Source organism: Aquicoccus sp. SU-CL01552 (assembly GCF_040365005.1).
In the GTDB taxonomy this organism is placed as follows: Bacteria; Pseudomonadota; Alphaproteobacteria; order Rhodobacterales; family Rhodobacteraceae; genus Antarcticimicrobium.
This window is the reverse complement of record NZ_BAABWV010000001.1, coordinates 181,520-204,231: the sequence shown is the minus strand read 5'-3', so window position 1 is coordinate 204,231 and position 22,712 is coordinate 181,520. Positions and strand designations below refer to the sequence as shown.

The window sequence follows — 22,712 nt, the reverse complement described above, 5'->3', positions numbered from 1 at the left end:
CCGAGATGAGCCGGGTACACCCCAGTGCGATTGTCGAAGAGGGCGCCCGGTTGGGCGAGGGCTGTGTCATCGGTCCGTTTTGCATCGTCGGGCCCAAGGTGGTGCTGGGCGACCGGGTCGAGCTGAAAAGCCACGTGGTGGTGACCGGCGACACCCGGATCGGCGAGGAGACCGTGATCTTTCCCTTCGCGGTGATCGGCGAGGTGCCGCAGGACCTGAAGTACCAGGGAGAAGACACCCAGCTGGTCATCGGCGCTCGCAACCGGATCCGCGAACACGCCACGATGAACCCGGGCACCAAGGGCGGTGGCGGGGTCACGCGGATCGGCGACGACGGTCTGTTCATGGCCGGAACCCACATCGCCCATGATTGCCAGATCGGCGATAGGGTGATCCTGGTTCACCATGTCGCCATTGCCGGACACTGCGTGCTCGAGGATGACGTCATCGTCGGTGGCCTGTCGGGGGTGCACCAATGGGTGCGGATCGGGCGCGGTGCGATCATCGGAGGGCTGACGCGGGTGACCAATGATGTCATTCCCTACGGGTTGGTGCAGGCGCCGCGTGGCGAACTTGACGGGTTGAACCTGGTCGGGCTCAAGCGCCGCGGGGTGGCGCGCGCGGACATCACCGCGCTGCGGGCGGCATTCCAGATGCTGGCGCAGGGCGAGGGCACCTTCCAGGACCGCGCCCGCCGTCTGGGCGAAGAGACCGAGAGCGACTATGTACGCCATATCGTCGATTTCGTCAGGGGCGACACCGACCGGTCGTTCCTGACACCGGGGAGCTAGGACATGCTGGCACTGCTTGCCGGGCGCGGGGCGCTGCCGACCGCCATCGCGGCGGCCCAGGATCAGGCCCCGGTGATCTGCGCGCTGGAGAGCGATCCGCCGGATCGGCTCGAGGTCGAGATCACCTATCGGATCGAGACGCTGGGAACCCTGCTGGAGGCCCTCAAGGCGCGCGGCGTCACCCGCGTCTGCATGGCCGGGGGGATCACCCGTCCGCAGATCGACCCGGCGGCCATCGACGCGGCGACGCTGCCGCTGGTTCCGATCCTGTCCGAGGCGCTCGCCATCGGCGACGACGGGGCGCTGCGCGCCCTGATCGGGATCTTCGAATCCGCCGGTTTTTCCGTGCTCGCCGCACAGGAGGCCGCGCCGGGCCTGTTGATGGGGTCGGGCATTCCGACGGTGGCACAGCCGACCGAGGCGCATCGGGCCGATGCCGCCCGCGGCGCCGAGATCGTCGCGGCGATGGCGGCGGCGGACATCGGCCAGGCCTGTGCGGTTCGCCGCGAACAGGCGCTCTCGGTCGAGGGGGTGTTCGGCACCGACTGGATGCTCGCCGCGCTGGCCGATCGCCCGGACGGCGAAGGCGGGCTGTTGTTCAAGGCGCCGAAACCCGCGCAGGACCGGCGTGCCGATCTACCCACCATCGGGCCGGAAACCGTGCGCGCCGCAGCCAGCGCCGGGCTGAAGGGGATCGTGATCGAGGCCGGCGGCGTGATCGTTCTGGACCAGCCCGGTGTCATCGCCGCCTGTGACCGGATGGGCATGTTCCTCTGGTCGCGGGGGCAGGCGGGCTGATGCGCGCCTTTCTCGTCGCCGGAGAGCCGTCGGGCGACCGGTTGGGCGGGGCCCTGATGCGGGGGCTGTCCGAGTTGGCGCCGGGGATCACCTTTGACGGGGTCGGTGGGCCGGAGATGCAGGCGCAGGGTCTCGTCAGCCGCTTTCCGATGGATGAACTCAGCGTCATGGGCATCGCCGAGGTGCTGCCGAAGTACTTCGATCTCAAGCGCCGGATCGAACAGACCGCGCGCGCGGTGATCGAGACCAGGCCGGATGTTCTGATCACCATCGACAGCCCGGATTTCTGTCTGCGCGTGGCCCGTCTGGTCAAGGCGGAAACCGAGATTCGCACGGTGCACTACGTCGCGCCCTCGGTCTGGGCCTGGCGGCCGAAACGTGCCGACCGGATGGCGCGGGTGATCGACCATGTTCTGGCGCTCTTGCCGTTCGAGCCGCCCTATATGCAGGCCGCCGGGATGGCCTGCGATTTCGTCGGTCACCCGGTGGTGGCCGAACCGGTGGCCACGGGGCAGGAGATTTCGGAGTTTCGCGCCCGTCACGGGCTGGGTGCGGCGCCGGTGCTGCTGGTGCTGCCGGGCTCGCGCAGGGGCGAGGTCGGCAAGCTGGCGCCTGTCTTTGGCGCGGCCCTGGGGCCGGTTCTGGCGGCGCGGCCCGATCTGCGCCTTGTGGTGCCGGCCGCCGCCCCGGTGGCCGGGATGGTGCGCGAGATGACGGCGGGTTGGCCCGGCGCGCCGCTGATCCTCGACCCGCGCGAGGCGGGCGCCGATGGGACCCGGGCCGACAAGCGCGCCGCTTTCGCCACGGCCGAGCTCGCGCTCGCCGCCTCCGGCACCGTGGCGCTGGAACTGGCCGCCGCCGATACGCCGATGGTCATGGCCTACAAGGTGAACTGGCTGACCTGGCAACTGGCCCGCCGGATGATGCGCATCGACACTGCCAACCTGGTCAACCTGGTCAGCGACACCCGCGTGGTGCCCGAGTGTCTTGGCCCCGAGTGCCGCCCCGAGCCGATCACCAAGGCGGTGCTGGAGGCCTTGGCACATCCCGGCGCGCAAAGGGAGGCCATGGCCCTGACGATGGAGCGGCTCGGGCGGGAGGGCGAGGCGCCGGGTCTGTGCGCGGCGCGGGCGGTGCTGGCCCGGATGTGAGCGGGCAGCAGAGCGGCGGCGCGGTTACGCCCCGCGCCAGATCCAGCCGCCGCCAAAGATCCGGGTGCCCTCGGTTTCATAGAACACGCAGGCCTGTCCGGGGCTGACGCCTTCCTCGGGGGTCAGCAGTTCCACCTCCGCCGTAGTGGGCGAGGTCGGCCGCACGATCGCCTCGCGCGGCGGGCGGGTCGAGCGGACCTTGACCGAAAGGTGCCATTCGGGCCGGCTGTCGAACGGCTCGTCGCCCAGCCAGTTGATCTCGCGCACCGGGATCACCCGGGTCGCCAGCAACTCCTTGGGGCCGACCACGACTTGTTTCTTGTCCACGTCCAGCTTGACCACGTAAAGCGGCTCGCTCAACCCGCCGATGCCAAGCCCCCGGCGCTGGCCGATGGTATAGTGGATCACGCCCTCGTGGCTGCCCAGAACGCGGCCGTCGGCATGCACGATCTCGCCCGGTTCGGCGGCGCCGGGGCGCAGTTTCTCGATCACGCTGGCATAATCGCCGTTGGGCACGAAGCAGATGTCCTGGCTGTCGGGCTTGTCCGCCACCGCCAGCCCGTAGTCTGCGGCCATCGCCCGCGTCGCCGCCTTTCCAGGAAGATGCCCCAGCGGGAACCGCAGAAAGTCGAGTTGTTCCGGCGTGGTCGAGAACAGGAAATACGACTGGTCGCGGGTGGGGTCGGCGGCGCTGTGGAGTTCCGGCCCGTTCGGCCCCATCTTGCGCTGGATGTAATGGCCGGTCGCCATGCAATCGGCCTCCAGGTCCTTGGCGGTCTCCAGCAGGTCCTTGAACTTGACCTTCTCGTTGCAGCGGATGCAGGGCACCGGCGTCGCGCCGGCCAGATAGCTGTCGGCGAACTCGTCGATCACCGCGTCCTTGAAGATGTTCTCGTAGTCGAGGACATAGTGCGGAAAGCCCCGTTCCTCGGCCACGCGGCGGGCATCGTGGATGTCGATCCCGGCACAGCAGGCGCCCTTTTTCGCCAGCGCCGCACCATGATCGTAAAGCTGCAGGGTCACGCCGACCACGTCGTAGCCCTCGGCAGCCAGGTGCGCGGCCACGACCGAGCTGTCGACGCCGCCCGACATGGCGACGACGACGCGGGTCTCGGCCGGCGGTTTCGGCAGGCCAAGGGAGTTCAGCGGTGCATCGGTGTCCAGCGCCATGGCGGCGGCTCCTCGAGTGGTGACGGGTCCAGGGAATTACGTCGGAATATAGGAAAATGCCACATACTCTCAAGGGGCCGGTTTCACCAGCCGTTAAGAGCTGCCCGGAATGATGGTGGCGGGAATGCTCAGGGGTTGGTGATGTATCTTAAGAAAGTGGATGGGCCGCGCGCGGTCCGACTTCCGAATGGCACGATAATGACCCGCGCCGATCTGCCTCCGACGTCGACCAAACGATGGGTCGCGTCACGCAAGGCGGCGGTCGTGCGGGCGGTTCTGTACGGGCTGATAACCGAAACCGAGGCCAAGACGCGCTATGCGCTCAGCAATGAAGAGTTGCAATCGTGGATCGGCGCGGTGACGTCGCATGGCGAAAAGGCCCTGAAAGCAACCGCTTTGAAGAAATATAGACAACGCAAGGTTGATTTGTCATAGTGCAGGGTAACGCCATAGCGGTAACGCGCGATTAACTTTTTTTCGCCAAGGTTAACGCATTACTATGGACCCGAGTTTACGGAGAGTTTCCTGATGCGTGTATTACTTGTGGAAGACGACCCGACCACGTCGAGAAGCATCGAGTTGATTTTGACTCATGCCAACCTGAACGTCTATACGACCGCTTCGGGCGAAGAGGGCATCGACCTGGCCAAGCTCTATGATTACGACCTGATCCTGCTCGATCTGAACCTGCCCGACATGAACGGGCACGAGGTGCTGCGCCAGATTCGCCTGGCGCGCGTCGACACTCCGATCCTGATCCTGACCGGGGCGGACGATACCGACAGCAAGCTCAAGGGATTCGGATTCGGCGCCGACGATTACCTGACCAAGCCGTTCCACCGTGATGAGCTGGTCGCGCGCATTCACGCGATCATCCGCCGCTCCAAGGGGCATTCGCAATCGATCATCCATACCGGAAAGATCGCCGTGAACCTCGATGAAAAGACGGTCGAGGTCGAGGGCGAGGCAGTGCATCTGACCGGCAAGGAATACCAGATGCTCGAACTGCTCAGCCTGCGCAAGGGAACCACCCTGACCAAGGAAATGTTCCTCAACCACCTCTACGGCGGCATGGACGAGCCGGAGCTGAAGATCATCGACGTGTTCATCTGCAAGCTGCGCAAGAAACTTGGCCAGGCCACCGGCGGCGAGAATTACATCGAAACCGTCTGGGGCCGTGGCTACGTGCTGCGCGATCCGCGCGAGGAAGAGGGCAGCGCGCGCATGGCCGCCTCGGCCTGACCACGGGCTGAGCGCGAAACCCGCATCCGGCGCGGTCGCGGCGTCTGGACCTGCGGCCTGCCGCACCGTATCACGGGACCGGAAAGACACCCGGGATCAACTGTGGGGCGCGCGCGGCTGTGACTGACGACACCGAAATCGACATAGAGCGACTGGACGAGGACGCCGCACGGACAGAACTGGCGCGGCTGGCCGACCTGCTGGCCGGGGCCGACGCGGCCTATCACACCGAGGACGCGCCGGTGATGTCGGACGCGGCCTATGACCGGCTGAAACGCCGCAATGCCGCGATCGAGGCCCGCTTTCCCGAGTTGAAACGCGCCGACAGCCCCTCCGACCGGGTCGGGGCCCGGCCCGCCGAGGGGTTCGCCAAGGTCACCCATGCCCAGCGGATGATGTCGCTGGGCAATGCCTTTGCCCCCGAGGACGTCTCGGCCTTCGACACCAGCGTGCGCAAGTACCTCGGGATGGGGCCGGGGACCGTCGCCTATACCGCCGAGCCCAAGATCGACGGGCTGTCGCTGTCGCTGCGCTATGAACAGGGCGAACTGGTGCAGGCCGCCACCCGCGGCGATGGCGCTGTGGGCGAGAACGTGACCGCCAACGCGCTGACCATCGAGGATATCCCGCAACGGCTGACCGACGCGCCGGATCTGCTCGAGGTGCGCGGCGAGGTCTACATGAGCCACGCCGATTTCGCCGCCCTGAACGCGCGTCAGGCCGCGCGCGGTGGCAAGAGCTTTGCCAACCCGCGCAACGCCGCCGCCGGGTCACTGCGGCAACTGGATGCCGAGATCACCCGGTCGCGCCCGCTGCGGTTCTTTGCCTATGGCTGGGGCGCGCTGTCAGAGCCGCTGGCCGAGACCCAGATGGGCGCGATTGCCCGGCTCAAGGCGCTGGGGTTCTCCACCAACGATCTGACCCGGCTGTGCAAGGGGCCGGAGGAGTTGCTGGCCCATTACCGCGTGATCGAGGAACAGCGCGCCACGCTGGGCTATGACATCGACGGCGTGGTCTACAAGGTCGACGATCTGGCGTTGCAGGCGCGGCTGGGGTTTCGCTCCACCACGCCCCGCTGGGCAATTGCCCACAAGTTCCCCGCCGAAACCGCCTGGACCCGGCTCGAGGCGATCGACATCCAGGTCGGGCGCACCGGCGCACTGTCCCCGGTGGCGCGTCTGACCCCGGTGACGGTGGGCGGCGTGGTGGTCTCCAACGCCACGCTGCACAACGAGGATTACATCGCCGGGCGCGATTCCTCCGGCGCCCCGATCCGCGACGGCAAGGATATCCGCATCGGCGACTGGGTGCAGGTCTATCGCGCCGGCGACGTGATCCCCAAGGTCGCCGACGTGGACCTTTCCAAGCGGCCGGAGGGGGCGGAACCGTACATTTTCCCGCGCAAATGCCCCGAATGCGGCTCGGACGCGATCCGTGAAGAGGGGGATTCGGTGCGCCGCTGCACCGGCGGACTGATCTGCCCCGCGCAGGCAGTTGAAAAGCTGAAACACTTCGTTTCGCGCGCCGCCTTCGACATCGAGGGGCTGGGCGCGAAACAGGTGGAACAGTTCCATGCCGACGGCTGGATCGCCGAACCGGTCGATATCTTCGCCCTGCGTGACCGTTACGGCAGCGGCATGCAGCAGCTGAAGAACCGCGAAGGCTGGGGCGAGAAATCGGCGCAGAATCTCTTTGCCGCCATCGACGAGCGCCGGACCATCCCGCTCAACCGCGTGATCTTTGCGCTTGGCATCCGCCACGTGGGCGAGGTGGGGGCCGCCGACCTGGCCCGCCACTATACCCGCTGGCCGGCGATGATCGCCTCCCTCGATGCCGCGCGCCCGGCGATGGAACGGCACCTGAAGGCCGAGGCCGCCGTGCTGGCCGAACGCGCTGCGGCCGCAAAAGAGGGGCGCCGTGCCCGCGTCACCGACACCCGCGCCGCCATTTGGGCCGAGGACCCGCCGCTGCCCGCCGGGGCCCGCGCGGCGTGGGAGGATCTGGTCGGTGTCGATGGCATCGGGACCACGGTCGCCGTGGCCCTTGTCACCGCCTTTGCCCAGCCCGCCGAACGGGCCTCGATCGACCGTCTGGTCGCGCAGCTCGACATTCAGCCGGTCGAGGCGCCCGACACCGCCGACAGCCCGGTGGCGGGCAAGACCGTGGTCTTCACCGGCTCGCTTGAAAAGATGACCCGCGCCGAGGCCAAGGCGCGGGCCGAGGCGCTGGGGGCCAAGGTCTCGGGCTCGGTCAGCAAGAAGACCGACCTCCTAGTTGCCGGTCCCGGCGCCGGGTCCAAGGCCGCCAAGGCCGCCGAGCTCGGGATCGAGACCATCGACGAGGACGGCTGGCTCGAACTGATCGGGGCGGCATGACCGGCCGGCCCGAGGCGCTGTTCCCGCTGTTCGCCGACCTCGAAACGCTCGAGGGGGTCGGCCCCAAGACCGCCAAGCTGATGGCGCAGCTGGAGATCGAGGCCCCGCGCGACCTGCTGTTTTCCTTGCCATTCGCGGTGGTCGACCGGCGCCGGCGCGACACCATCCGCGGCGCCGAGATCCCCGGCACGCTCACCGTCGAGGTCACGGTGGGCATGCACCGCGCCCCCCGCAACCGCGGCGGTGCCTACCGCGTGCATGTCAGTGACGCGCAGGAGGAGTTCCAGCTGGTCTTTTTTCACGCGCGCGGCGACTACCTCAAGCGGCTGTTGCCCGAGGGGGAGAAGCGGGTCGTCTCGGGCAAGTTGGAGCTGTTCGACGGCATCGCCCAGATGGTCCACCCCGACCACGTGCTGCCGGTCGAGGAGGCCGGCGAGATCCCCGATTTCGAGCCGGTCTATCACCTGACCCAGGGCGTGAGCCAGAAGGTGATGTACAAGGCGGTGCAGGGGGCGCTGACCCGCGTGCCCGAGCTGGCCGAGTGGATCGACCCGGCCTATGTCGCGGCGCAGGAACTGCCCGGCTGGGCCGATGCGATCCGCACCGCCCATGCGCCCATGGGGATGGACGACATCAGCCCCGATGCCCCGGCGCGCGTCCGGCTGGCCTATGACGAATTCTTCGCCCACCAGGTGACGCTGGCGCTGGCCCGGCGGCGCGAGCGCAAGGCGCGCGGCATTGCCAGCCGCGGCAGTGGCGACCTGAGGCAAAAGGTGCTGGCCTCGCTGCCCTATGCGCCCACCGGCGCGCAGCACCGCGCGCTGGAGGAGATTGCCGCCGACATGGCCGCGCCGGAGCGGATGAACCGGCTGCTCCAGGGGGACGTCGGCGCGGGCAAGACGCTGGTTGCCTTCCTCGCGCTGCTGATCGCGGTCGAGGCGGGCGGGCAGGGGGTGATGATGGCCCCGACCGAGATCCTCGCCCGTCAGCACCTCGAGGCGTTGCAGCCGATGGCGGAAGAGGCCGGCGTGGTGCTGGAACTTCTCACCGGGCGCGACAAGGGGCGCGAGAGGCAGGCCAAGCTGGCGGCGCTGGCGCGCGGCGACATCCAGGTGCTGGTCGGCACCCACGCGGTGTTCCAGGCCGATGTCGCGTTTCACGACCTGCGCCTTGCCATCGTCGACGAGCAGCACCGGTTCGGCGTGAAACAGCGGATGGAACTGGCGGAAAAGGGCGTGGCGGCCGACATGCTGGTGATGACCGCGACACCGATCCCGCGCAGCCTGTCGCTGGCGCAATACGGCGACATGGATGTCTCGGTGCTGGATGAGAAACCCCCGGGGCGCAAGCCGATCCGCACCGCCGTGATCAGCACCGAGCGGATGGGCGAGGTGATCGACCACCTGCGCGGGGCCATCGCCGAGGGGCGGCAATGCTATTGGGTCTGCCCGCTGGTGGACGAATCCGAGCTTTCCGACCTGACCGCCGCCGAGGAACGCTTCAAGCACCTGCGCGCGGTGCTGGGCGAGGGGGTGGTGGGGCTGGTCCATGGCCAGATGCCGAATGACCAGAAAGACGCCGCGATGACCGCCTTCCAGGCGGGAGAGACCCAGGTTCTGGTCGCCACCACGGTGATCGAGGTGGGGGTGAACGTGCCCAACGCCACCATCATGGTGATCGAGCGCGCCGAGACCTTTGGCTTGGCGCAGTTGCACCAGTTGCGCGGCCGGGTGGGGCGTGGCGCGGCGCAGAGCACCTGCCTGCTGATGTACCGCCCGCCGTTGGGCGAGACCGGGCGGCGGCGGTTGGAGCTTCTGCGCGAGACCGAGGACGGGTTCCGCATTTCCGAGGTGGATCTGCAGATGCGCGGCGCCGGCGACCTGATCGGCACCGCGCAGTCGGGGGTCCCCCGGTTCCTCATCGCCGATCTGGAACGTCAGACCGCGCTGATGGCGGTGGCGCAGAACGACGCCCGCGCGCTTCTGGAGGTTGACCCCGAGTTGCAGGGGGACCGCGGCCGTGCGACCCGCGTGCTGCTCTGGCTGATGCGACAGGACCGCGCGATCCGCTGGATCACGGTGGGGTGAGCGGCGTCTTGGAAAGGCTCCAGTGGAGCCTTTCAGCCGCGAACGGGCGGAGCCCCGGGGAAGGCCTCCTCACAAGCCGAGCTTCGGGCGCACAAAGGGGGAACAAAAAGCCTCACGAAAAGTCACGTCATATCAGTCGCTTGGCTTTCGTGTTCTCAAAAGTTCGCAAATGTTCTCAAAAAGTTCTTTACAGGGCGTAGGGAAATATGAGAACAAAAGGGCAACACGGAACATCAACCGCCTGACAAACTTGGAGGTGACCCCATGCTGACCCAGATCAAGACGACCCTGTCGACCAGCCGCAAGACGCTCTTGCAGGATGCGCTGGGGGCTGCGGCCTTGATGGCGATGTTGCTGGGGGCGCTGCACCTGCCCGGTCTGGTCTGACACCCGTTTCTGCCTGCGTTCTCGTGCCGGACGGCTCTGCATCTCTGTCCCACTGTTCGATGCTCTAGGGTGACCTGCCTCAACCGATCCCTGTCCGGCCCGTGCCCAACGGGCCCCATGCCAAACGGACGCCTCACGAGACGCATTTGACTGCCGCCGCCCTCCTGTCCCGGAGGTGCGGCGGTTTTTTTCGTGTCAGGGGTGCGCGTCGCGCCGCTCAGGTGTCACAGGTGCAGGGATACAGGGGCAGGGCGCCCGCCCGGGTCAGGCGCAATTGACCTGTTCGGCCTGTTCCATCGCCTCGGCGGTGGCCTCCAGCGCCAGCAGGATCGAGGCATGGCGATTCTTGTACTCGCGCGCGGGGCGCAGCACCTCCAGCCCATCAAAGGGCGCCTCGGGGGCCGGGCCATCCTGCTTCAGCATCGCCTTGAGTTGGTCGCGCGCCTGTTCCACCTGCGCCCGTGTCGCGCCGATGATCCCGGCACCCACCACCGAGGCCGAGGCCTGGCCCAGGGCACAGGCCTTCACATCCTGACCGAAATCGGAAATCTTTCCGTCTTCGACCTTCACGTCCACGGTCACGGTCGATCCGCACAGCGGCGAGCGTTTCTTGACCGTGGCGTCGGGGCTGTCCAGCCGGCCCAGGTGCGGGATATCGGCGGCCAACGCCAGGATGCGGGCCGAGTAGAGCTTGATCAGGTCGGTGTCGCCGGACATGGGTTTCCCTCGTAACGTGTTCCCCATACATAGGGGGCCGGTTCCGCGATGCAAAAGGTTTTCCGCCCATGTCCTTCGATCCTGCCACGCTCACCTACAACGCCGACGGGTTGATACCCGCCATCGCCCAGGATTCGGAAACCGGCGAGGTGCTGATGATGGCCTGGATGAACGCCGCCGCGGTCACCCGCACGCTGGAGACCCGGCGGGTGACCTATTGGTCGCGCTCGCGCCAGGCCTATTGGGTCAAGGGCGAAACCTCGGGTCACGTGCAGACCCTCGTCGATTTCCGCGTCGATTGCGATCGCGACTGCCTGCTTGTGCTGGTCGACCAGATCGGCCCGGCCTGCCACACCAACCGCCGCAGCTGTTTCTACACCGCGGTGCGCGAGGGTGAAGAGGTCGAGCTGATGAAACCGATGGAGGGCTGAGGTCGGCGCCCGGCTCAGCCCAGCCCGACCATCTGCCGAATCTCCTTCGGTGTGACCCCCTCGGCGCGATATTTCGCGATCGCCCGCGCATCGTCCCGCTTGGCCAGCCGCTTGCCCGACGCGTCGCGGATCAGCCGGTGATGGTGATAGACCGGCGTCGGCAGGTCCAGCAGGTGCTGCAACAGCACGTGGATCTGCGTCGCCTCGAACAGGTCGCGCCCGCGCACCACGTGGGTGATCCCCTGGTCGGCATCATCCACCACCACCGACAGGTGGTACGAGCTTCCCATGTGCCGCCGCACCAGCACGATATCGCCCACCGCCTCGATCAACTGGCGACGGTCCAGCCGCTGCAGGCCGTCGTGATCCGGCCCGGTTTCGGTGAACGCCAGCGGCGGCAGGCCCGCCGTGGCCTTTTCCATGTTCAGCCGGATCACGTCCTCCGGCCCGGTCTCGGCCATCGGGCGGGCGCGGCAGGTGCCGGGATAAATCCGCCCATCAGGGCCGAATTGTGGCACCCCCTCCTGCGGGGCACCGGCGGCGGCCTCGATATCGCCCCTCCGGCAACGGCAGGGATAGGTCAGGCCAAGCGCCGCCAGCCGCTCCAGCGCAGTGCGATACCGCGGCAGGCGGTCCGACTGGCGCATCACCGGGTCGGGCCAGCGCAGCCCCAGCCAATGCAGGTCGTCGTAAATCTGCGCCTCCCACTCCGGGCGGGCGCGGCTCTGGTCGATGTCCTCGATGCGCAGCAGGAACTGCCCCCGCGCCGCCCGCGCCATGTCATGGGCCAGCATAGCCGAAAAGGCATGGCCCAGGTGCAGCGGCCCGGTGGGCGAGGGGGCGAACCGGGTGGTAAAGCTCACCCGTTCGCGGCATCCAGCCAGAGCTGCCATTCGGCCTTGGCCCGGTCGGTATAGGCCTTGTAGCGGTCCTTGCGCCCGCGCCGCCCGCCCTTGAGACCCTCGACCGGGGGAAACAGGCCGAAGTTCACGTTCATCGGCTGGAACGTCTTGGCCTCGGCCCCGCCGGTGATATGGGTGATCAGCGCGCCGGTCGCCGTGGTGCCCGGCGGCGCCACCAAGTCTCGCCCCTGGATCTCTGCCGCCGCCAATCGGCCCGCCAAGAGCCCCATCGCCGCGCTTTCGACATAGCCCTCGACGCCGGTGATCTGCCCGGCAAAACGGATGTTGGGCCGCGACTTCAGCCGCATCTGCGCATCCAGCAGGGTCGGGGAGTTGAGGAAGGTGTTGCGGTGAATGCCCCCCAGCCGCGCGAACCGCGCCTGTTCCAGCCCCGGGATCATCCGCAACACCTCGGTCTGGGCGCCGTATTTCATCTTGGTCTGGAACCCGACGATGTTGAACAGCGTGCCCAGCTTGTTGTCGCGGCGCAGCTGCACCACCGCATGGGCCTTGATGTCGGGCTGGTGCGGGTTGGTCAGCCCAACGGGTTTCATCGGCCCGTGGCGCAGGGTTTCGCGGCCGCGCTCGGCCATCACCTCGATCGGCAGGCAGCCGTCGAAGTACCCGGCCGTCTCGCCTTCATGGAACTCGGTCTTGTCGGCGGCCAGCAGCGCGTCGATAAAGGCCTCGTACTGGTCCTTGTCCATCGGGCAGTTGAGGTAAGCGGTGCGCTCTTCCTCGGTTTCGCCCTTGTCATAACGCGACTGCATCCACGCCTTGGACATGTCGATGCTCTCGGCATAGACGATCGGCGCGATCGCGTCGAAGAACGCCAGCGCCTCGGCCCCGGTCTCGGCCCGGATTGCCTGTCCCAAGCCTGCCGAGGTCAGCGGCCCGGTGGCGATGATCCAGCGCCCCTGGTCGGGCAGGCTGTCGATTTCCTCGTGGCTGACCGAGATGCGCGGATGCGCCGTCAGCCGCGCCGTCACCGCCTCGGCAAAGGGATCGCGGTCCACCGCCAGCGCACCGCCGGCGGGCAGCCGGTGCGCGTCCGCCGTCGCCATGATCAGCCCGTTCGCCGCGCGCATTTCCCAATGCAGCAGCCCGACCGCATTCTGTTCGCTGTCGTCGGACCGGAACGAGTTGGAACAGACCATCTCGGCCAGCATGCCGGTGCGGTGGGCAAAGGTTTCGACCTTGGGGCGCATCTCGTGGATCACCACGTCGATGCCAGCCTCTGCCGCCTGCCAGGCGGCCTCGGACCCGGCCATGCCGCCGCCCACGATGTGTAATGTCTCGCTCATGCGCTGCCAGATAGGGCAGCGGCGGGCGCGGTGCAACGCCAGACTGTCAAACGACGGACTGCCAAGCGACAGACCATCAAACGACAGACCGTCAACCGCGCATGGATCATAAGGAGAGACAAGGCCACGTCTCGGAGCCGCTGCAAAAAGGGAACCGACCGGCGAGAGAACCGGGCGTGGAGGGACCCTCCTTCGGCGGCAGCCCGAGACGGGCCGTCACCACAGATGTGCCACAGTCTTGCCATCAAGAGAAGCCGAGGTTTGGAAACAATGTTTTGGGTTTCAGAAACGATTGTTGACGTGGTTACTGGGTCCACTCCGGCGTGCGCTTGTCGAGAAAGGCCGAGATCCCCTCCTCGGTGTCACGATACAGCATGTTCTCCACCATCACCGATCCGGCATATGCATAGGCGTCACTGATCGACATCTGCGCCTGCTCGTAAAACGCCTGCTTTCCGATCCGCACCGCCGCGCCCAGCTTGTCGGCCAGCTTTGCCGCCAGCGCGGCGGTTTCCGCCTCCAGATCCTCGGGCGCGACCGCCCGGTTGATCAGCCCCAGCTCACGGGCGCGCTCGGCTTCGATGAACTCGCCGGTGCTCAACATCTCGAAGGCGTGCTTGCGGGGGACATTGCGCGTCAGCGCGACCATCGGGGTCGAGCAGAACAGCCCGATGTTCACCCCGTTCACGCCGAACCGCGTGCCCTGCGCCGCCACTGCCATGTCACAGCTTGCCACCAGTTGGCAGCCGGCGGCGGTGGCGATCCCGTGCACCTGCGCGATCACCGGTTGCGGCAACGACTGGATCGACAGCATCATTTTCGAACAGCGTTCGAACAGGTCCTTGAAATAGGCCTTGCCGCCATCTTCGGCCTGGCGACCCGCCGTCATCTCCTTGAGGTCATGCCCGGCGCAAAATGCCTTGCCCGCCCCCGACAGGATCACCGCGCGAATGCTGCCGTCCTCCTTCAGTGCATCGAACTGATCCTGCAGTGCCGCGATCATCCCGTCCGACAACGCGTTGATCCGCTCCGGTGCGTTCATGTGCAGATGCGCCACCGCGCCCGTGTCGTTACGTTCCAGAATTGCCATCTTGTCCTCCCATCGGATGTTGCGGCAACTCTAGGACCAACAACGAGGGAGGAAAAGCATGTCTCTGGTCCTGAACAAGGAAGAGCTGACCGATTACCTGGCGGAAATCTTTCCGCAAATCCGCGACGATTTCGCCGTTGATGACCTGACCGCGGACACGATCACCATGCGGTTGCTGACCGATGAGCGGCACCTGCGCCCTGGCGGCACGGTGTCGGGACCGTCGATGTTCGCGCTGGCCGACGTTTCGGTCTATGCGATGGTGCTGGCGCGGGTGGGGAAAAAGGCGCTGGCGGTGACCACCAATTGCTCGATGGATTTCATGCGCAAGCCCGAGTCCGGCCGCGACCTGATCGCGCAGTGTCGGTTGCTGAAACTCGGCCGCGTCCTTGCGGTGGGCGATGTTCTGATGGCCTCGGAAGGCAGCGACAAGCCGGTGGCGCGGGCAAGCCTGACCTATTCGATCCCGCCGCGCTGAGCGGCGGGGGCGGATTGTACGAAACCGGGGCAAGGCGCCCATCGGATTGTACGAAACAGGCGGGAAACTCCCCAAAACTTGTATTGGTACAATGTGCCGGCAGCTGGGGCGCCCGCCGACATCAATAAAAGGTGCGCCTCATGTGCAGGTTTGATTTGTATCAAGGTTTTCCGTCGCTGCGCCGCCCATGGTGGCGCAAGGATCACATGAGGACATGAAATGAGCGATGCAACCGCGCCCGGCCAAGCGCCGGAGAACTCCGATTTTCACCGTTTGGCGCATTTTCCGATCACCTTTTTCGCCATCGTGATGGGGCTGATGGGGCTGGTGCTGGCGCTGCACAGCGCGCAGGAGGTTCTGCCTTGGGTCGAACCCCTGGTAAACATCGCGCTGTTCTTCGGGATTGCCGTCTTCGTCCTCATCGCGATCTTTTACGTCGCCAAGATCCTGCACCACCCCGGCGCGGTGGTGTGGGAATGGAACCATCCGGTCCGGCTGGCGTTCTTTCCGGCGATGTCGATCTCGCTCTTGCTGATGTCGGTCGCCTGCTACGCGAGCTTTCCGCAGGCGGCCCATGCGCTCTGGGTGGTGGCAACCATCGCGCAGGGGATCCTGACGGTGTCGGTTCTCTCGGGCTGGATCAGCCACCGGTCGTTCGAGGTCGGGCACCTGACGCCCGCGTGGTTCATTCCCGCGGTCGGCAACATCATCGTGCCGGTCGCGGGCGTGCGGCTGGGCTACCCCGAGATCTCGTGGCTGTTCTTTTCCGGCGGGCTGGTGCTCTGGATCGTGCTGCTGACGCTGGTGATGAACCGGCTGGTGTTTCACAACCCGATCCCGGCGCGGCTGTTCCCGACGCTGCTGATCCTGATCGCCCCGCCTGCGGTCGGTTTCATCTCGTATATTCAACTGGTTGGAACGCTTGATCCCTTCGGGCACGTGCTGATGAACACCACCTATGTCTTTGCCGCGCTGATCCTGGTGCAGGTGCCGAAACTGCTCAAGCTGCCCTTTGCGTTGAGTTGGTGGGCGCTGTCCTTTCCGGTGGCGGCTCTGACGATCGCCTCTTTCCTCTATGCCCGGCTGACCGGCTCGGGCGCGTACGAGGTGATTGGCCTGATTGGCCTGTTCACCCTGGTTGTAATCATCGCCGGCCTGATTTTGCGAACCGTGCTGGCGATTGCCCGGAATGAGATCTGCCAGCCCGAATAGGGCTAGGACAGGGTTCCGAATTGGGTGCAAGCTAAAAAAAACGCCGGGGCAGAGCCCCGGCGAGGAAGAGGTCCGTTACCGGACGGGGGGAAAACCGTGGGGTCAGGCGTCCCAGAAGGGGCGCTTGGCCTCCTTGTGGGCCTGGGCGGTCGTGACGCCGATATCGGCGAGAATGTGGGCATCCAGCTCGCTCAGCCGGGTGCGCGTACGACGGCGCATGACCCAAGTGCCCAGCACGCTCGCCAGACGGATACCGCGTGCGACCCGGCCGCGGCCGGGGGCGAGGGGGGCGGGATAACCGTTGTGCAGAACGCGTGACATTTGGGCACCTTTTGAATTGTATTGATACAGTTGCGTGTTCTCGATACAACTGTTGATACAATAAACAGGGATGTACCGTCAAAGGAAAGATTGTAATGAATACAATACTGGCCGCCACGCTTTCCGACACCAAAAAACCAAAATACAAAGCCGTTGCCGACCGCATTCGCACGGCTGTCGAGGCCGGTGATCTGGCGCCGGGCGAGAAACTTCCGCCGGTGCGCGAACTGGCCTATCAGCTTGAAATCACACCAGGAACCGTGGCGCGGGCCTACAAGATCCTGACCGACGACGGCGTGCTGCAGGCCGAGGTGGGGCGCGGCACATTCGTTGCGGAACGGCTTACGCCTATCCAGGACGACGTCTGGGCGCGCCAGGAATCCAAACTGGTGGCCAAGGATCCCGGCAGCGTCAGCCTGTTCAGTCCGCGCCTGCCCGACGTCGGCCAGGTCCAGGCGATTCGCGCCGCCTTGCGCAAGGTCGCCGATGCCGATCCGGCGCTGTTCCTGAACTATCCCACCCGCGATGCCTACCGCCCGGTGCGCGAGGCGGTGGTGAACTGGATGTCGGACCTGTCGCTGGGGCCGGTGGATCAGCACGACGTGGTTCTCACCCATGGCGGGCAGAACGGGCTTTGCGTGGTGTTCCAGACGATCCTGCGCGGACCGCAACCGGCGGTCCTGGTGGAGGATCTGTCCTATGCCGGGTTCCGTCGCGCCGCCGAGCTGATGCGCGCCACGGTGGTCGGTGTTGCGATGGACGAACATGGCATGCTGCCCGAAGCGCTGGAGCAAGCCGCGCGGAAATCGCCGGCGCAACTGGTCTGCCTGTCGCCCGAGGTGCAGAATCCGACCGGCGCGCATATGCCGCTGGAGCGGCGCAAGGCGCTGGTTGAGGTCGCGCGGCAGCACGATCTGCAGATCGTCGACGATGATTGCTACAGCTTCGGAGAGGCGCGGGGGCCGTCGCTGCGCGCGCTGGCGCCCGACATCACCTGGCACGTGTCGTCCCTGTCCAAGTCGTTTACCCCGGCGCTGCGCATCGGGTTCGCCCTGGCGCCGCTGGATCGGGGCGCGGACCTGCGCCGGGTGTCGGAGTATGGCTATTTCGGGCTGTCGCAGCCGCTTGCCGAACTGGCCAGGTTGTTGCTCAGCGACCCGGCCACGCGCGAGATGGCGGGCCGGGTGCGGGCGCGCATGGACGAGTACGTCCGGGTCGCGGTGACGGTGCTCGGGAAATACGACCTGACCTGGGGCGCCTCGGTGCCATTCCTGTGGTTGCGGTTGCCGCCGGGCTGGCGCGCCGCCGGGTTTTCCCGCGCCGCCGAGCGCGAGGGCGTACAGGTGCGAACCGCGGACGAGTTCGCGTTGCGCGATGGCCGCGCCCCCCATGCGGTGCGGATCGCGGTGAATGCCCAGGTGCCGCTGGGTACCTTCGAGGAGGCGATGCGACGGTTGCGGGCGCTGTTGGACAACCCGCCGGAACAAATCAGCGTCTGAGCATGGGGTAAAATAATACCATAATCACAAACCAATGTTTTTACGTGTTTAATTAAGGTAACTTGCCGTTGACTGGGGGTGTGGCCTTGCCTATACCCCGTCCATCGAATTCCGGCGGTGCCGTTTGGGCCCGCCGTTCACGACAAACGGGACCGATCCGATGAAAACCTTTTCTGCGACCCCTGCAGAGATCGACAAGAAATGGATCCTGATCGACGCCGAGGGCGTCGTTCTGGGTCGTCTTGCCTCGATCATCGCCACGCGCCTGCGTGGAAAGCACAAAGCAACCTTCACGCCGCACATGGACATGGGCGACAATGTCATCGTCATCAATGCCGACAAGGTGCAGATGACCGGCAAGAAGCGTGAAGAAAACTTTTACTGGCACACCGGCCATCCGGGCGGCATCAAGTCGCGCACCAAGCAGCAGATCCTCGAGGGGGCCCACCCCGAGCGCGTGGTGATGCAGGCCGTCAAGCGCATGCTGCCGGGCAACCGCCTTTCGCGCCAGCTGATGACCAACCTGCGCATCTATGCCGGGACCGAACACCCGCATGAGGCCCAGAGCCCCGAAGTTCTGGATGTCAAATCCATGAACAAGAAAAACACCCGGAGCTGAAACAGATGGCTGATCAGATCAACACTCTCGAAGAGCTGAGCGCCGTCGCAGGCGTGGAACCCGTGGCCGAAGAAATCATCGCGCGCGAACCCGTGCGGGACGACCTCGGCCGCTCCTATGCCACCGGCAAGCGGAAAGATGCGGTCGCCCGCGTCTGGATCAAGCCGGGCTCCGGCAAGGTCGTCGTGAACGGCAAGGAAATGAAAACCTATTTTGCCCGTCCGGTGCTGCAGATGATCCTGCGTCAACCGTTCACCGTGGCCGGTGTCGAGGACCAGTTCGACGTCATGGCGACGGTCAAGGGCGGTGGCCTTTCCGGTCAGGCCGGTGCGGTCAAGCACGGCATCTCCAAGGCGCTGCAGCTGTATGACCCGAACCTGCGCGCCGCGCTGAAGGCCGCCGGCTTCCTGACCCGCGACAGCCGCGTGGTGGAACGCAAGAAATTCGGTAAGCGCAAGGCGCGCCGGAGCTTCCAGTTCTCCAAGCGTTAATCGCTGGCAATACCCAAACGAAAAGGCCGCGCGTTTGCGCGGCCTTTTTTCGTGCCCCGGTTCGCGCCTATGCGTCCGGTTCGATCAGCCCCAGCCCGCGCAGGTAGATTCCGATTCCGGTTTCCAGAAGATCCTCGGGAGAGAACGGGGCGGTGGCCCCGGCGTTGCGGGCATAAAGCTCGACCACGCCATGGCTGAGCGCCCAGATATGGGCGCTGAACATCGCGGCCGGCGGGCGCTTGTCAGCGGGGATATGCTCGGAGAGATCGGCGGCGGCCTTTTCCAGCACGCCGCGCGCCCGGGCCGAGGCGGCGGCCAGGTCCGGTGTGCGGTTCACCGAGATGCCGCTTTCGAACATGGCGATGTAATGGCCGGGATGCTTGCGCGCAAAGGCAAGATAGGCCCGCCCGGTGGCCTCGAAGGCGGCCAGTGCCGAGGGCTGCCCGGTGTCATAGGCGTATTGCATCAGGTCGGCGAACATCTCGAATCCCTGGCGCGCGGCCTCGGCGATCAGGTCCTCGCGTCCGGCGAAATGGCGATAGACCGCCGCCGGGGTGACGCCCGCCGTCTTGGCCGCCTCGGACAGGGTAAAGCCGGTCGGCCCCTTGGCCTCGATCAGCTCGAGCGCCCCCTCGATCAGCGCCTGGCGCAGGTTGCCGTGATGATAGCCGCGTTTAGCCATCCCAGAGGCCCGGCCCGCCACAGACCGAAGGGTCGGGGGTGCCCAGCGCCTTTGGGTCCTTGTGATCATAGTCCAACGCCAGCAGCACGTGGCGGATCGCCTCGATCCGCGCGCGGCGCTTGTCGTCGGACCGGATTACCGTCCAGGGCGCGCGCTCGGCGTGGCTGCGGGTGAGGGTTTCCTCGATGGCCTCGGAATAGGTCTCCCAGCGCGACAGCCCCTTGACGTCGATCTCGCTGAGTTTCCAGTGTTTCAGCGGGTCGCGTTCGCGATCGAGGAACCGGCGCAACTGCTCGGCCCGGCCGACGTTCAGCCAGAACTTGAACAGGTGGATCCCGTCATCGACCAGCGCCTGCTCGAACGGGCGCACCTGGCGAAAGAACCGTTCACGCTCGGCCTCGGTGCAGAACCCGAAGACCTTTTCGACCACGCCGCGATTGTACCAGCTGCGGTCAAAGAACGCGATCTCGCCCGCCGTCGGCAGGTGGTCGATATAGCGCTGGAAATACCATTGGCCGCGTTCGACCTCGGTGGGTTTGGGCAGGGCCACCACGCGGGCGCCGCGCGGGTTGAGGTATTCGCGGAATCGTTTGATGGTGCCGCCCTTGCCGGCGGCGTCGCGTCCCTCGAACAGGGCGACGATGCGCGCTCCGCTGGCCTTGGCCCAGGATTGCATCTTGACCAGTTCGATCTGCAACGCCTCGAGGTCGCGCTCGTAGGTTTTCTTGCCCAGCCGCTCGGAGTGGGGGTAGGCCGGGGTCAGGATGTCGTCCTTGTCGGCCCGGCGGATCGCCTTGCGTATTTCGTCGGGCGCCTCTTGTTCAAAGAACCGCGTGATCGCACCGTCGAACGGGAGGTCCATGCGCCTGCCTTTCAATAACCTTCGATCTCTATATGGAATGTTAATCCGCTTTACGCAAACCCGTGCGATACGCAGAACAGCGACGTCACGTCGCTCAGCCCCTCAGGTCCGAGGATTCCAGGCCGATCCGCTCGATATCATAGGGGGTGGTGCCGTAAATCTCGCTGATCCAGTTCCCGTAGAGAAGATGGGCATGGCCGCGCCAGCGGTTCAGCGGGGTGCGCGACGGATCGTCGTCGGGATAATAGTTCACCGGGACGTTGACGGCGGTGCCGTTCTGGGCGTCGCGGTCATATTCCTGCTTGAGGGTATCGCTATCGTACTCGAAGTGGTTGAACACATAGAGCGCGCGATGCTGCGGGTCCTCGACAAGGCAAGGGCCGACCTCGTCACTGCTCAGAAGCGTGGTCAGTGCAGGCTTGGCGTCCAGCTCCGGCTGCCGGATCTCGGTCCAGCGGCTGACCGGCACCACGAGGTCGTCGGAAAAGCCGCGCAGGAACGGCGAGGCCGGCGCAAGGTTGCGGTGGCGGAAACAGCCAAAGGCCTTGTGTTCGAGCAGGTGTTTCTGAACCCCGTGGAAATGGTTGATCATCGCCATTGCGCCCCAGCAGACGCCAAAGGTGGAATGCACGTTGGTCTGGGTCCATTCGAACACCTCGCGCAATTCGTCCCAATAGGTGACATCGCCGAAATCCAGGTGTTCGATCGGGGCGCCGGTGATGATCAGCCCGTCGAATTTCTGGTCCTTCACCTCCTTGAACGGATGGTAGAACTCTTCCATGTGCTCGGTCGAGGTGGTCTTGCTTTCGTGATCGGACATCCGGATCAGCGAGAATTCGATCTGCAGCGGCGTCGCGCCGATCAGCCGGGCGAACTGCGTCTCGGTCTGGATCTTCTTCGGCATCAGGTTGAGAAGCGCGATCTTCAGCGGGCGGATATCCTGACGGGCCGCCTGTTCCTCGGACATGACCATGACGCCTTCACGGGTGAGGACATCATAGGCGGGCAGGTCGGATGGGATTTTGATGGGCATGTCGAAGATCTTCCTTTTGTACCCGCTAGATAATCCGTGCCTGCGGCGGTGCCAAGTCTCCGGGCCGGATTGCGGGTCTTGATACCGGGCCGAACGGCGCGCTGCGGTGGCATTTCCCGCCCGGTTGCCGTCCGTGGCGGTGGGGGGAGGGGGCAGCCGATCAATGGCCACCGTCCTTGGGTCGTCAAAGGGGCCGGGGGTCAGCGGCGCGCGGCGATGGCCTCGGCGATCAGCGTGTCGAAATCCGCCGCGTCGCGCAGCGCGGCGATCTGGTCGGCGGTCACCGTGAGGCCCCAGTTGCGCGCCATCGCCGCATAGCGCGGCTGGCGATGCGCCAGTGCCTGCGCATAGGTCCAGCGGATGAAATCATCGGGATCGACCCGGGCCTCGTCGACGCCCTTCTGGTCGAGATAGGCGGTCCACGCGCTGTCGAGGAATTCCGGCTGGTAGGACATCGGCTTGGGCGCCCGGTCGAAGCGGCGGATCAGCTCTTCGGTATGGGCGTCGTCGCCCTTGATCCAGACCATCAACGTGTGGCGATCCAACTCGCTCAATACCGGGTCCTTGGGATCGTCCGGATCGACCCATTCGCAGATCGACCCGCCGGTATCGCAGATGAAATTGGGATAGCCATACAGCCGTTCGGCCCGGTCGATGAAATACTCGGTATCCAGCAGCGCGTGGATCTCGGCCAGGCGGAACTGCTCTTGCCGCCGGCGGTACTCGGTGATCGGCAGCCCGCCCTTGGCCGCATCGCCGGGCTTGCCCAAGTAGGTCGAGACCGGGGTGAGATTGTCGAAGCTGATGTTCGAGCCGATGTAGATCGAATCCGACAGCAGGAGATCGCGCAGGAACGGCACCTTCATTGCCTGCGCCTTGGCGTTGTCGGTGATGTACTCGCCCATGTAGCGGGTGCCGATGCGGTAATCGATGCTGTAGTGGAACCAGTCGCCCTGCGCGCGGAGCATGTTGCTCACGAAGGTCTTGCCCAGCCCCGACATGCCAAAGAACAGCACCCGTTTGCGCGCCGCGCCGCGCCAGTCATCCGCCGAAGTGTAGAGCATGATCCC

Annotated in this window: 24 protein-coding genes; 14 read left to right on the top strand and 10 right to left on the bottom strand. The window is 65.9% G+C overall.

Annotation, left to right across the window (positions count from 1 at the left end; genetic code table 11):
- Positions 1-5 precede the first annotated feature (5 nt).
- The 3 genes from lpxA to lpxB are packed head-to-tail and all read left to right on the top strand — an operon-like array spanning position 6 to position 2,740.
- Positions 6-791 carry an acyl-ACP--UDP-N-acetylglucosamine O-acyltransferase gene (gene lpxA, locus ABWV23_RS01005; RefSeq protein ID WP_353344003.1) on the top strand — a complete coding sequence of 262 codons (786 nt, stop codon included), beginning with the start codon at positions 6-8 and terminating at the stop codon, positions 789-791.
- Positions 792-794: 3 nt separating this feature from the next.
- A complete protein-coding gene (locus ABWV23_RS01000; RefSeq protein ID WP_353344001.1) occupies positions 795-1,589 on the top strand; it encodes an LpxI family protein in 795 nt (264 codons plus the stop codon).
- On the top strand, positions 1,589-2,740 hold the full coding sequence (lpxB, locus tag ABWV23_RS00995) for a lipid-A-disaccharide synthase (protein ID WP_353343999.1): 1,152 nt from the start codon (positions 1,589-1,591) through the stop codon (positions 2,738-2,740). Before ABWV23_RS01000 ends, lpxB begins: the two co-directional genes overlap by 1 nt.
- A gap of 24 nt (positions 2,741-2,764) precedes the next feature.
- On the opposite strand, the gene mnmA is transcribed toward lpxB, so the two are convergent.
- Entirely contained in the window at positions 2,765-3,910 is a 1,146-nt protein-coding gene (gene mnmA / locus ABWV23_RS00990; protein ID WP_353343997.1) for a tRNA 2-thiouridine(34) synthase MnmA, read from the bottom strand.
- A 141-nt stretch (positions 3,911-4,051) separates the two neighbouring features.
- Between mnmA and sciP the strand changes: the two genes are divergently transcribed.
- The 5 genes from sciP (at position 4,052) to ABWV23_RS00965 (ending at position 10,001) form a co-directional block, all read left to right on the top strand.
- Positions 4,052-4,345 carry a CtrA inhibitor SciP gene (gene sciP, locus ABWV23_RS00985; RefSeq protein ID WP_353343995.1) on the top strand — a complete coding sequence of 98 codons (294 nt, stop codon included), beginning with the start codon at positions 4,052-4,054 and terminating at the stop codon, positions 4,343-4,345.
- Positions 4,346-4,438: 93 nt separating this feature from the next.
- A complete protein-coding gene (gene ctrA / locus ABWV23_RS00980; protein ID WP_353343993.1) occupies positions 4,439-5,152 on the top strand; it encodes a response regulator transcription factor CtrA in 714 nt (237 codons plus the stop codon).
- A 119-nt stretch (positions 5,153-5,271) separates the two neighbouring features.
- Complete coding sequence (gene ligA, locus ABWV23_RS00975; RefSeq protein WP_353343991.1) at positions 5,272-7,527, top strand: NAD-dependent DNA ligase LigA; 2,256 nt, start codon at positions 5,272-5,274, stop codon at positions 7,525-7,527.
- Complete coding sequence (recG, locus tag ABWV23_RS00970) at positions 7,524-9,614, top strand: ATP-dependent DNA helicase RecG (protein ID WP_353343989.1); 2,091 nt, start codon at positions 7,524-7,526, stop codon at positions 9,612-9,614. Before ligA ends, recG begins: the two co-directional genes overlap by 4 nt.
- Positions 9,615-9,878: 264 nt before the next feature.
- Complete coding sequence (locus ABWV23_RS00965; protein WP_353343987.1) at positions 9,879-10,001, top strand: hypothetical protein; 123 nt, start codon at positions 9,879-9,881, stop codon at positions 9,999-10,001.
- A 264-nt stretch (positions 10,002-10,265) separates the two neighbouring features.
- On the opposite strand, the gene ABWV23_RS00960 is transcribed toward ABWV23_RS00965, so the two are convergent.
- On the bottom strand, positions 10,266-10,718 hold the full coding sequence (locus ABWV23_RS00960) for an iron-sulfur cluster assembly scaffold protein (protein ID WP_353343985.1): 453 nt from the start codon (positions 10,716-10,718) through the stop codon (positions 10,266-10,268).
- A gap of 68 nt (positions 10,719-10,786) precedes the next feature.
- Between ABWV23_RS00960 and hisI the strand changes: the two genes are divergently transcribed.
- Positions 10,787-11,149 (top strand): phosphoribosyl-AMP cyclohydrolase, encoded by a 363-nt coding sequence (hisI, locus tag ABWV23_RS00955; protein ID WP_353343983.1) that lies wholly within the window; start codon positions 10,787-10,789, stop codon positions 11,147-11,149.
- 14 nt (positions 11,150-11,163) lie between these two features.
- Here the strand turns inward: hisI and gluQRS are convergent, their stop codons facing one another.
- The 3 genes from gluQRS to ABWV23_RS00940 form a co-directional block, all read right to left on the bottom strand.
- A complete protein-coding gene (gluQRS, locus tag ABWV23_RS00950) occupies positions 11,164-12,012 on the bottom strand; it encodes a tRNA glutamyl-Q(34) synthetase GluQRS (RefSeq protein ID WP_353344646.1) in 849 nt (282 codons plus the stop codon).
- Complete coding sequence (gene trmFO / locus ABWV23_RS00945; protein WP_353343981.1) at positions 12,009-13,355, bottom strand: methylenetetrahydrofolate--tRNA-(uracil(54)-C(5))-methyltransferase (FADH(2)-oxidizing) TrmFO; 1,347 nt, start codon at positions 13,353-13,355, stop codon at positions 12,009-12,011. Before trmFO ends, gluQRS begins: the two co-directional genes overlap by 4 nt.
- Positions 13,356-13,659: 304 nt before the next feature.
- Positions 13,660-14,445: an enoyl-CoA hydratase gene (locus ABWV23_RS00940; protein WP_353343979.1), complete on the bottom strand. Its 786-nt coding sequence runs from the start codon at positions 14,443-14,445 to the stop codon at positions 13,660-13,662.
- A 58-nt stretch (positions 14,446-14,503) separates the two neighbouring features.
- Between ABWV23_RS00940 and ABWV23_RS00935 the strand changes: the two genes are divergently transcribed.
- Positions 14,504-14,923 carry a PaaI family thioesterase gene (locus ABWV23_RS00935; RefSeq protein WP_353343977.1) on the top strand — a complete coding sequence of 140 codons (420 nt, stop codon included), beginning with the start codon at positions 14,504-14,506 and terminating at the stop codon, positions 14,921-14,923.
- Positions 14,924-15,142: 219 nt separating this feature from the next.
- On the top strand, positions 15,143-16,135 hold the full coding sequence (locus ABWV23_RS00930) for an SLAC1 anion channel family protein (protein ID WP_353343975.1): 993 nt from the start codon (positions 15,143-15,145) through the stop codon (positions 16,133-16,135).
- Positions 16,136-16,237: 102 nt separating this feature from the next.
- Here ABWV23_RS00930 and ABWV23_RS00925 read toward each other — a convergent pair whose 3' ends face one another.
- A complete protein-coding gene (locus tag ABWV23_RS00925; protein WP_353343973.1) occupies positions 16,238-16,456 on the bottom strand; it encodes a DUF1127 domain-containing protein in 219 nt (72 codons plus the stop codon).
- A 95-nt stretch (positions 16,457-16,551) separates the two neighbouring features.
- Here ABWV23_RS00925 and ABWV23_RS00920 point away from each other — a divergent pair, with 95 nt between their 5' ends.
- From ABWV23_RS00920 to rpsI, 3 genes are all read left to right on the top strand, one after another.
- On the top strand, positions 16,552-17,955 hold the full coding sequence (locus ABWV23_RS00920) for an aminotransferase-like domain-containing protein (RefSeq protein WP_353343971.1): 1,404 nt from the start codon (positions 16,552-16,554) through the stop codon (positions 17,953-17,955).
- A 160-nt stretch (positions 17,956-18,115) separates the two neighbouring features.
- Positions 18,116-18,574 (top strand): 50S ribosomal protein L13, encoded by a 459-nt coding sequence (gene rplM, locus ABWV23_RS00915; protein WP_353343969.1) that lies wholly within the window; start codon positions 18,116-18,118, stop codon positions 18,572-18,574.
- Between the two features lie 5 nt (positions 18,575-18,579).
- Positions 18,580-19,065 carry a 30S ribosomal protein S9 gene (gene rpsI, locus ABWV23_RS00910; RefSeq protein WP_353343967.1) on the top strand — a complete coding sequence of 162 codons (486 nt, stop codon included), beginning with the start codon at positions 18,580-18,582 and terminating at the stop codon, positions 19,063-19,065.
- A 67-nt stretch (positions 19,066-19,132) separates the two neighbouring features.
- On the opposite strand, the gene ABWV23_RS00905 is transcribed toward rpsI, so the two are convergent.
- The 4 genes from ABWV23_RS00905 to ABWV23_RS00890 all read right to left on the bottom strand — a co-directional run bounded on the left by ABWV23_RS00905 (position 19,133) and on the right by ABWV23_RS00890 (position 22,706).
- Positions 19,133-19,747 carry a TetR/AcrR family transcriptional regulator gene (locus tag ABWV23_RS00905; protein ID WP_353343965.1) on the bottom strand — a complete coding sequence of 205 codons (615 nt, stop codon included), beginning with the start codon at positions 19,745-19,747 and terminating at the stop codon, positions 19,133-19,135.
- Entirely contained in the window at positions 19,740-20,609 is an 870-nt protein-coding gene (gene ppk2, locus ABWV23_RS00900) for a polyphosphate kinase 2 (protein WP_353343963.1), read from the bottom strand. The genes ABWV23_RS00905 and ppk2 overlap by 8 nt, the downstream gene beginning before the upstream one ends.
- Before the next feature lie 94 nt (positions 20,610-20,703).
- Positions 20,704-21,642, bottom strand: a complete 939-nt coding sequence (metA, locus tag ABWV23_RS00895) for a homoserine O-acetyltransferase MetA (protein ID WP_353343961.1) — start codon at positions 21,640-21,642, stop codon at positions 20,704-20,706.
- Between the two features lie 200 nt (positions 21,643-21,842).
- Positions 21,843-22,706: an ATPase gene (locus ABWV23_RS00890; RefSeq protein WP_353343959.1), complete on the bottom strand. Its 864-nt coding sequence runs from the start codon at positions 22,704-22,706 to the stop codon at positions 21,843-21,845.
- Positions 22,707-22,712: the final 6 nt, after the last annotated feature.

What these genes read in the sequence shown, in the direction of transcription:
- lpxA (WP_353344003.1), top strand. Translation starts at nt 6, where the DNA reads ATGAGCCGGGTACACCCCAGTGCGATTGTCGAAGAGGGCGCCCGGTTG.
- ABWV23_RS01000 (WP_353344001.1), top strand. Translation starts at nt 795, where the DNA reads ATGCTGGCACTGCTTGCCGGGCGCGGGGCGCTGCCGACCGCCATCGCG.
- lpxB (WP_353343999.1), top strand. Translation starts at nt 1,589, where the DNA reads ATGCGCGCCTTTCTCGTCGCCGGAGAGCCGTCGGGCGACCGGTTGGGC.
- mnmA (WP_353343997.1), bottom strand. Translation starts at nt 3,910, where the DNA reads ATGGCGCTGGACACCGATGCACCGCTGAACTCCCTTGGCCTGCCGAAA.
- sciP (WP_353343995.1), top strand. Translation starts at nt 4,052, where the DNA reads ATGTATCTTAAGAAAGTGGATGGGCCGCGCGCGGTCCGACTTCCGAAT.
- ctrA (WP_353343993.1), top strand. Translation starts at nt 4,439, where the DNA reads ATGCGTGTATTACTTGTGGAAGACGACCCGACCACGTCGAGAAGCATC.
- recG (WP_353343989.1), top strand. Translation starts at nt 7,524, where the DNA reads ATGACCGGCCGGCCCGAGGCGCTGTTCCCGCTGTTCGCCGACCTCGAA.
- ABWV23_RS00965 (WP_353343987.1), top strand. Translation starts at nt 9,879, where the DNA reads ATGCTGACCCAGATCAAGACGACCCTGTCGACCAGCCGCAAGACGCTC.
- ABWV23_RS00960 (WP_353343985.1), bottom strand. Translation starts at nt 10,718, where the DNA reads ATGTCCGGCGACACCGACCTGATCAAGCTCTACTCGGCCCGCATCCTG.
- hisI (WP_353343983.1), top strand. Translation starts at nt 10,787, where the DNA reads ATGTCCTTCGATCCTGCCACGCTCACCTACAACGCCGACGGGTTGATA.
- trmFO (WP_353343981.1), bottom strand. Translation starts at nt 13,355, where the DNA reads ATGAGCGAGACATTACACATCGTGGGCGGCGGCATGGCCGGGTCCGAG.
- ABWV23_RS00940 (WP_353343979.1), bottom strand. Translation starts at nt 14,445, where the DNA reads ATGGCAATTCTGGAACGTAACGACACGGGCGCGGTGGCGCATCTGCAC.
- ABWV23_RS00935 (WP_353343977.1), top strand. Translation starts at nt 14,504, where the DNA reads ATGTCTCTGGTCCTGAACAAGGAAGAGCTGACCGATTACCTGGCGGAA.
- ABWV23_RS00930 (WP_353343975.1), top strand. Translation starts at nt 15,143, where the DNA reads ATGAGCGATGCAACCGCGCCCGGCCAAGCGCCGGAGAACTCCGATTTT.
- ABWV23_RS00925 (WP_353343973.1), bottom strand. Translation starts at nt 16,456, where the DNA reads ATGTCACGCGTTCTGCACAACGGTTATCCCGCCCCCCTCGCCCCCGGC.
- ABWV23_RS00920 (WP_353343971.1), top strand. Translation starts at nt 16,552, where the DNA reads ATGAATACAATACTGGCCGCCACGCTTTCCGACACCAAAAAACCAAAA.
- rplM (WP_353343969.1), top strand. Translation starts at nt 18,116, where the DNA reads ATGAAAACCTTTTCTGCGACCCCTGCAGAGATCGACAAGAAATGGATC.
- rpsI (WP_353343967.1), top strand. Translation starts at nt 18,580, where the DNA reads ATGGCTGATCAGATCAACACTCTCGAAGAGCTGAGCGCCGTCGCAGGC.
- ABWV23_RS00905 (WP_353343965.1), bottom strand. Translation starts at nt 19,747, where the DNA reads ATGGCTAAACGCGGCTATCATCACGGCAACCTGCGCCAGGCGCTGATC.
- ppk2 (WP_353343963.1), bottom strand. Translation starts at nt 20,609, where the DNA reads ATGGACCTCCCGTTCGACGGTGCGATCACGCGGTTCTTTGAACAAGAG.
- metA (WP_353343961.1), bottom strand. Translation starts at nt 21,642, where the DNA reads ATGCCCATCAAAATCCCATCCGACCTGCCCGCCTATGATGTCCTCACC.
- ABWV23_RS00890 (WP_353343959.1), bottom strand. Translation starts at nt 22,706, where the DNA reads ATGCTCTACACTTCGGCGGATGACTGGCGCGGCGCGGCGCGCAAACGG.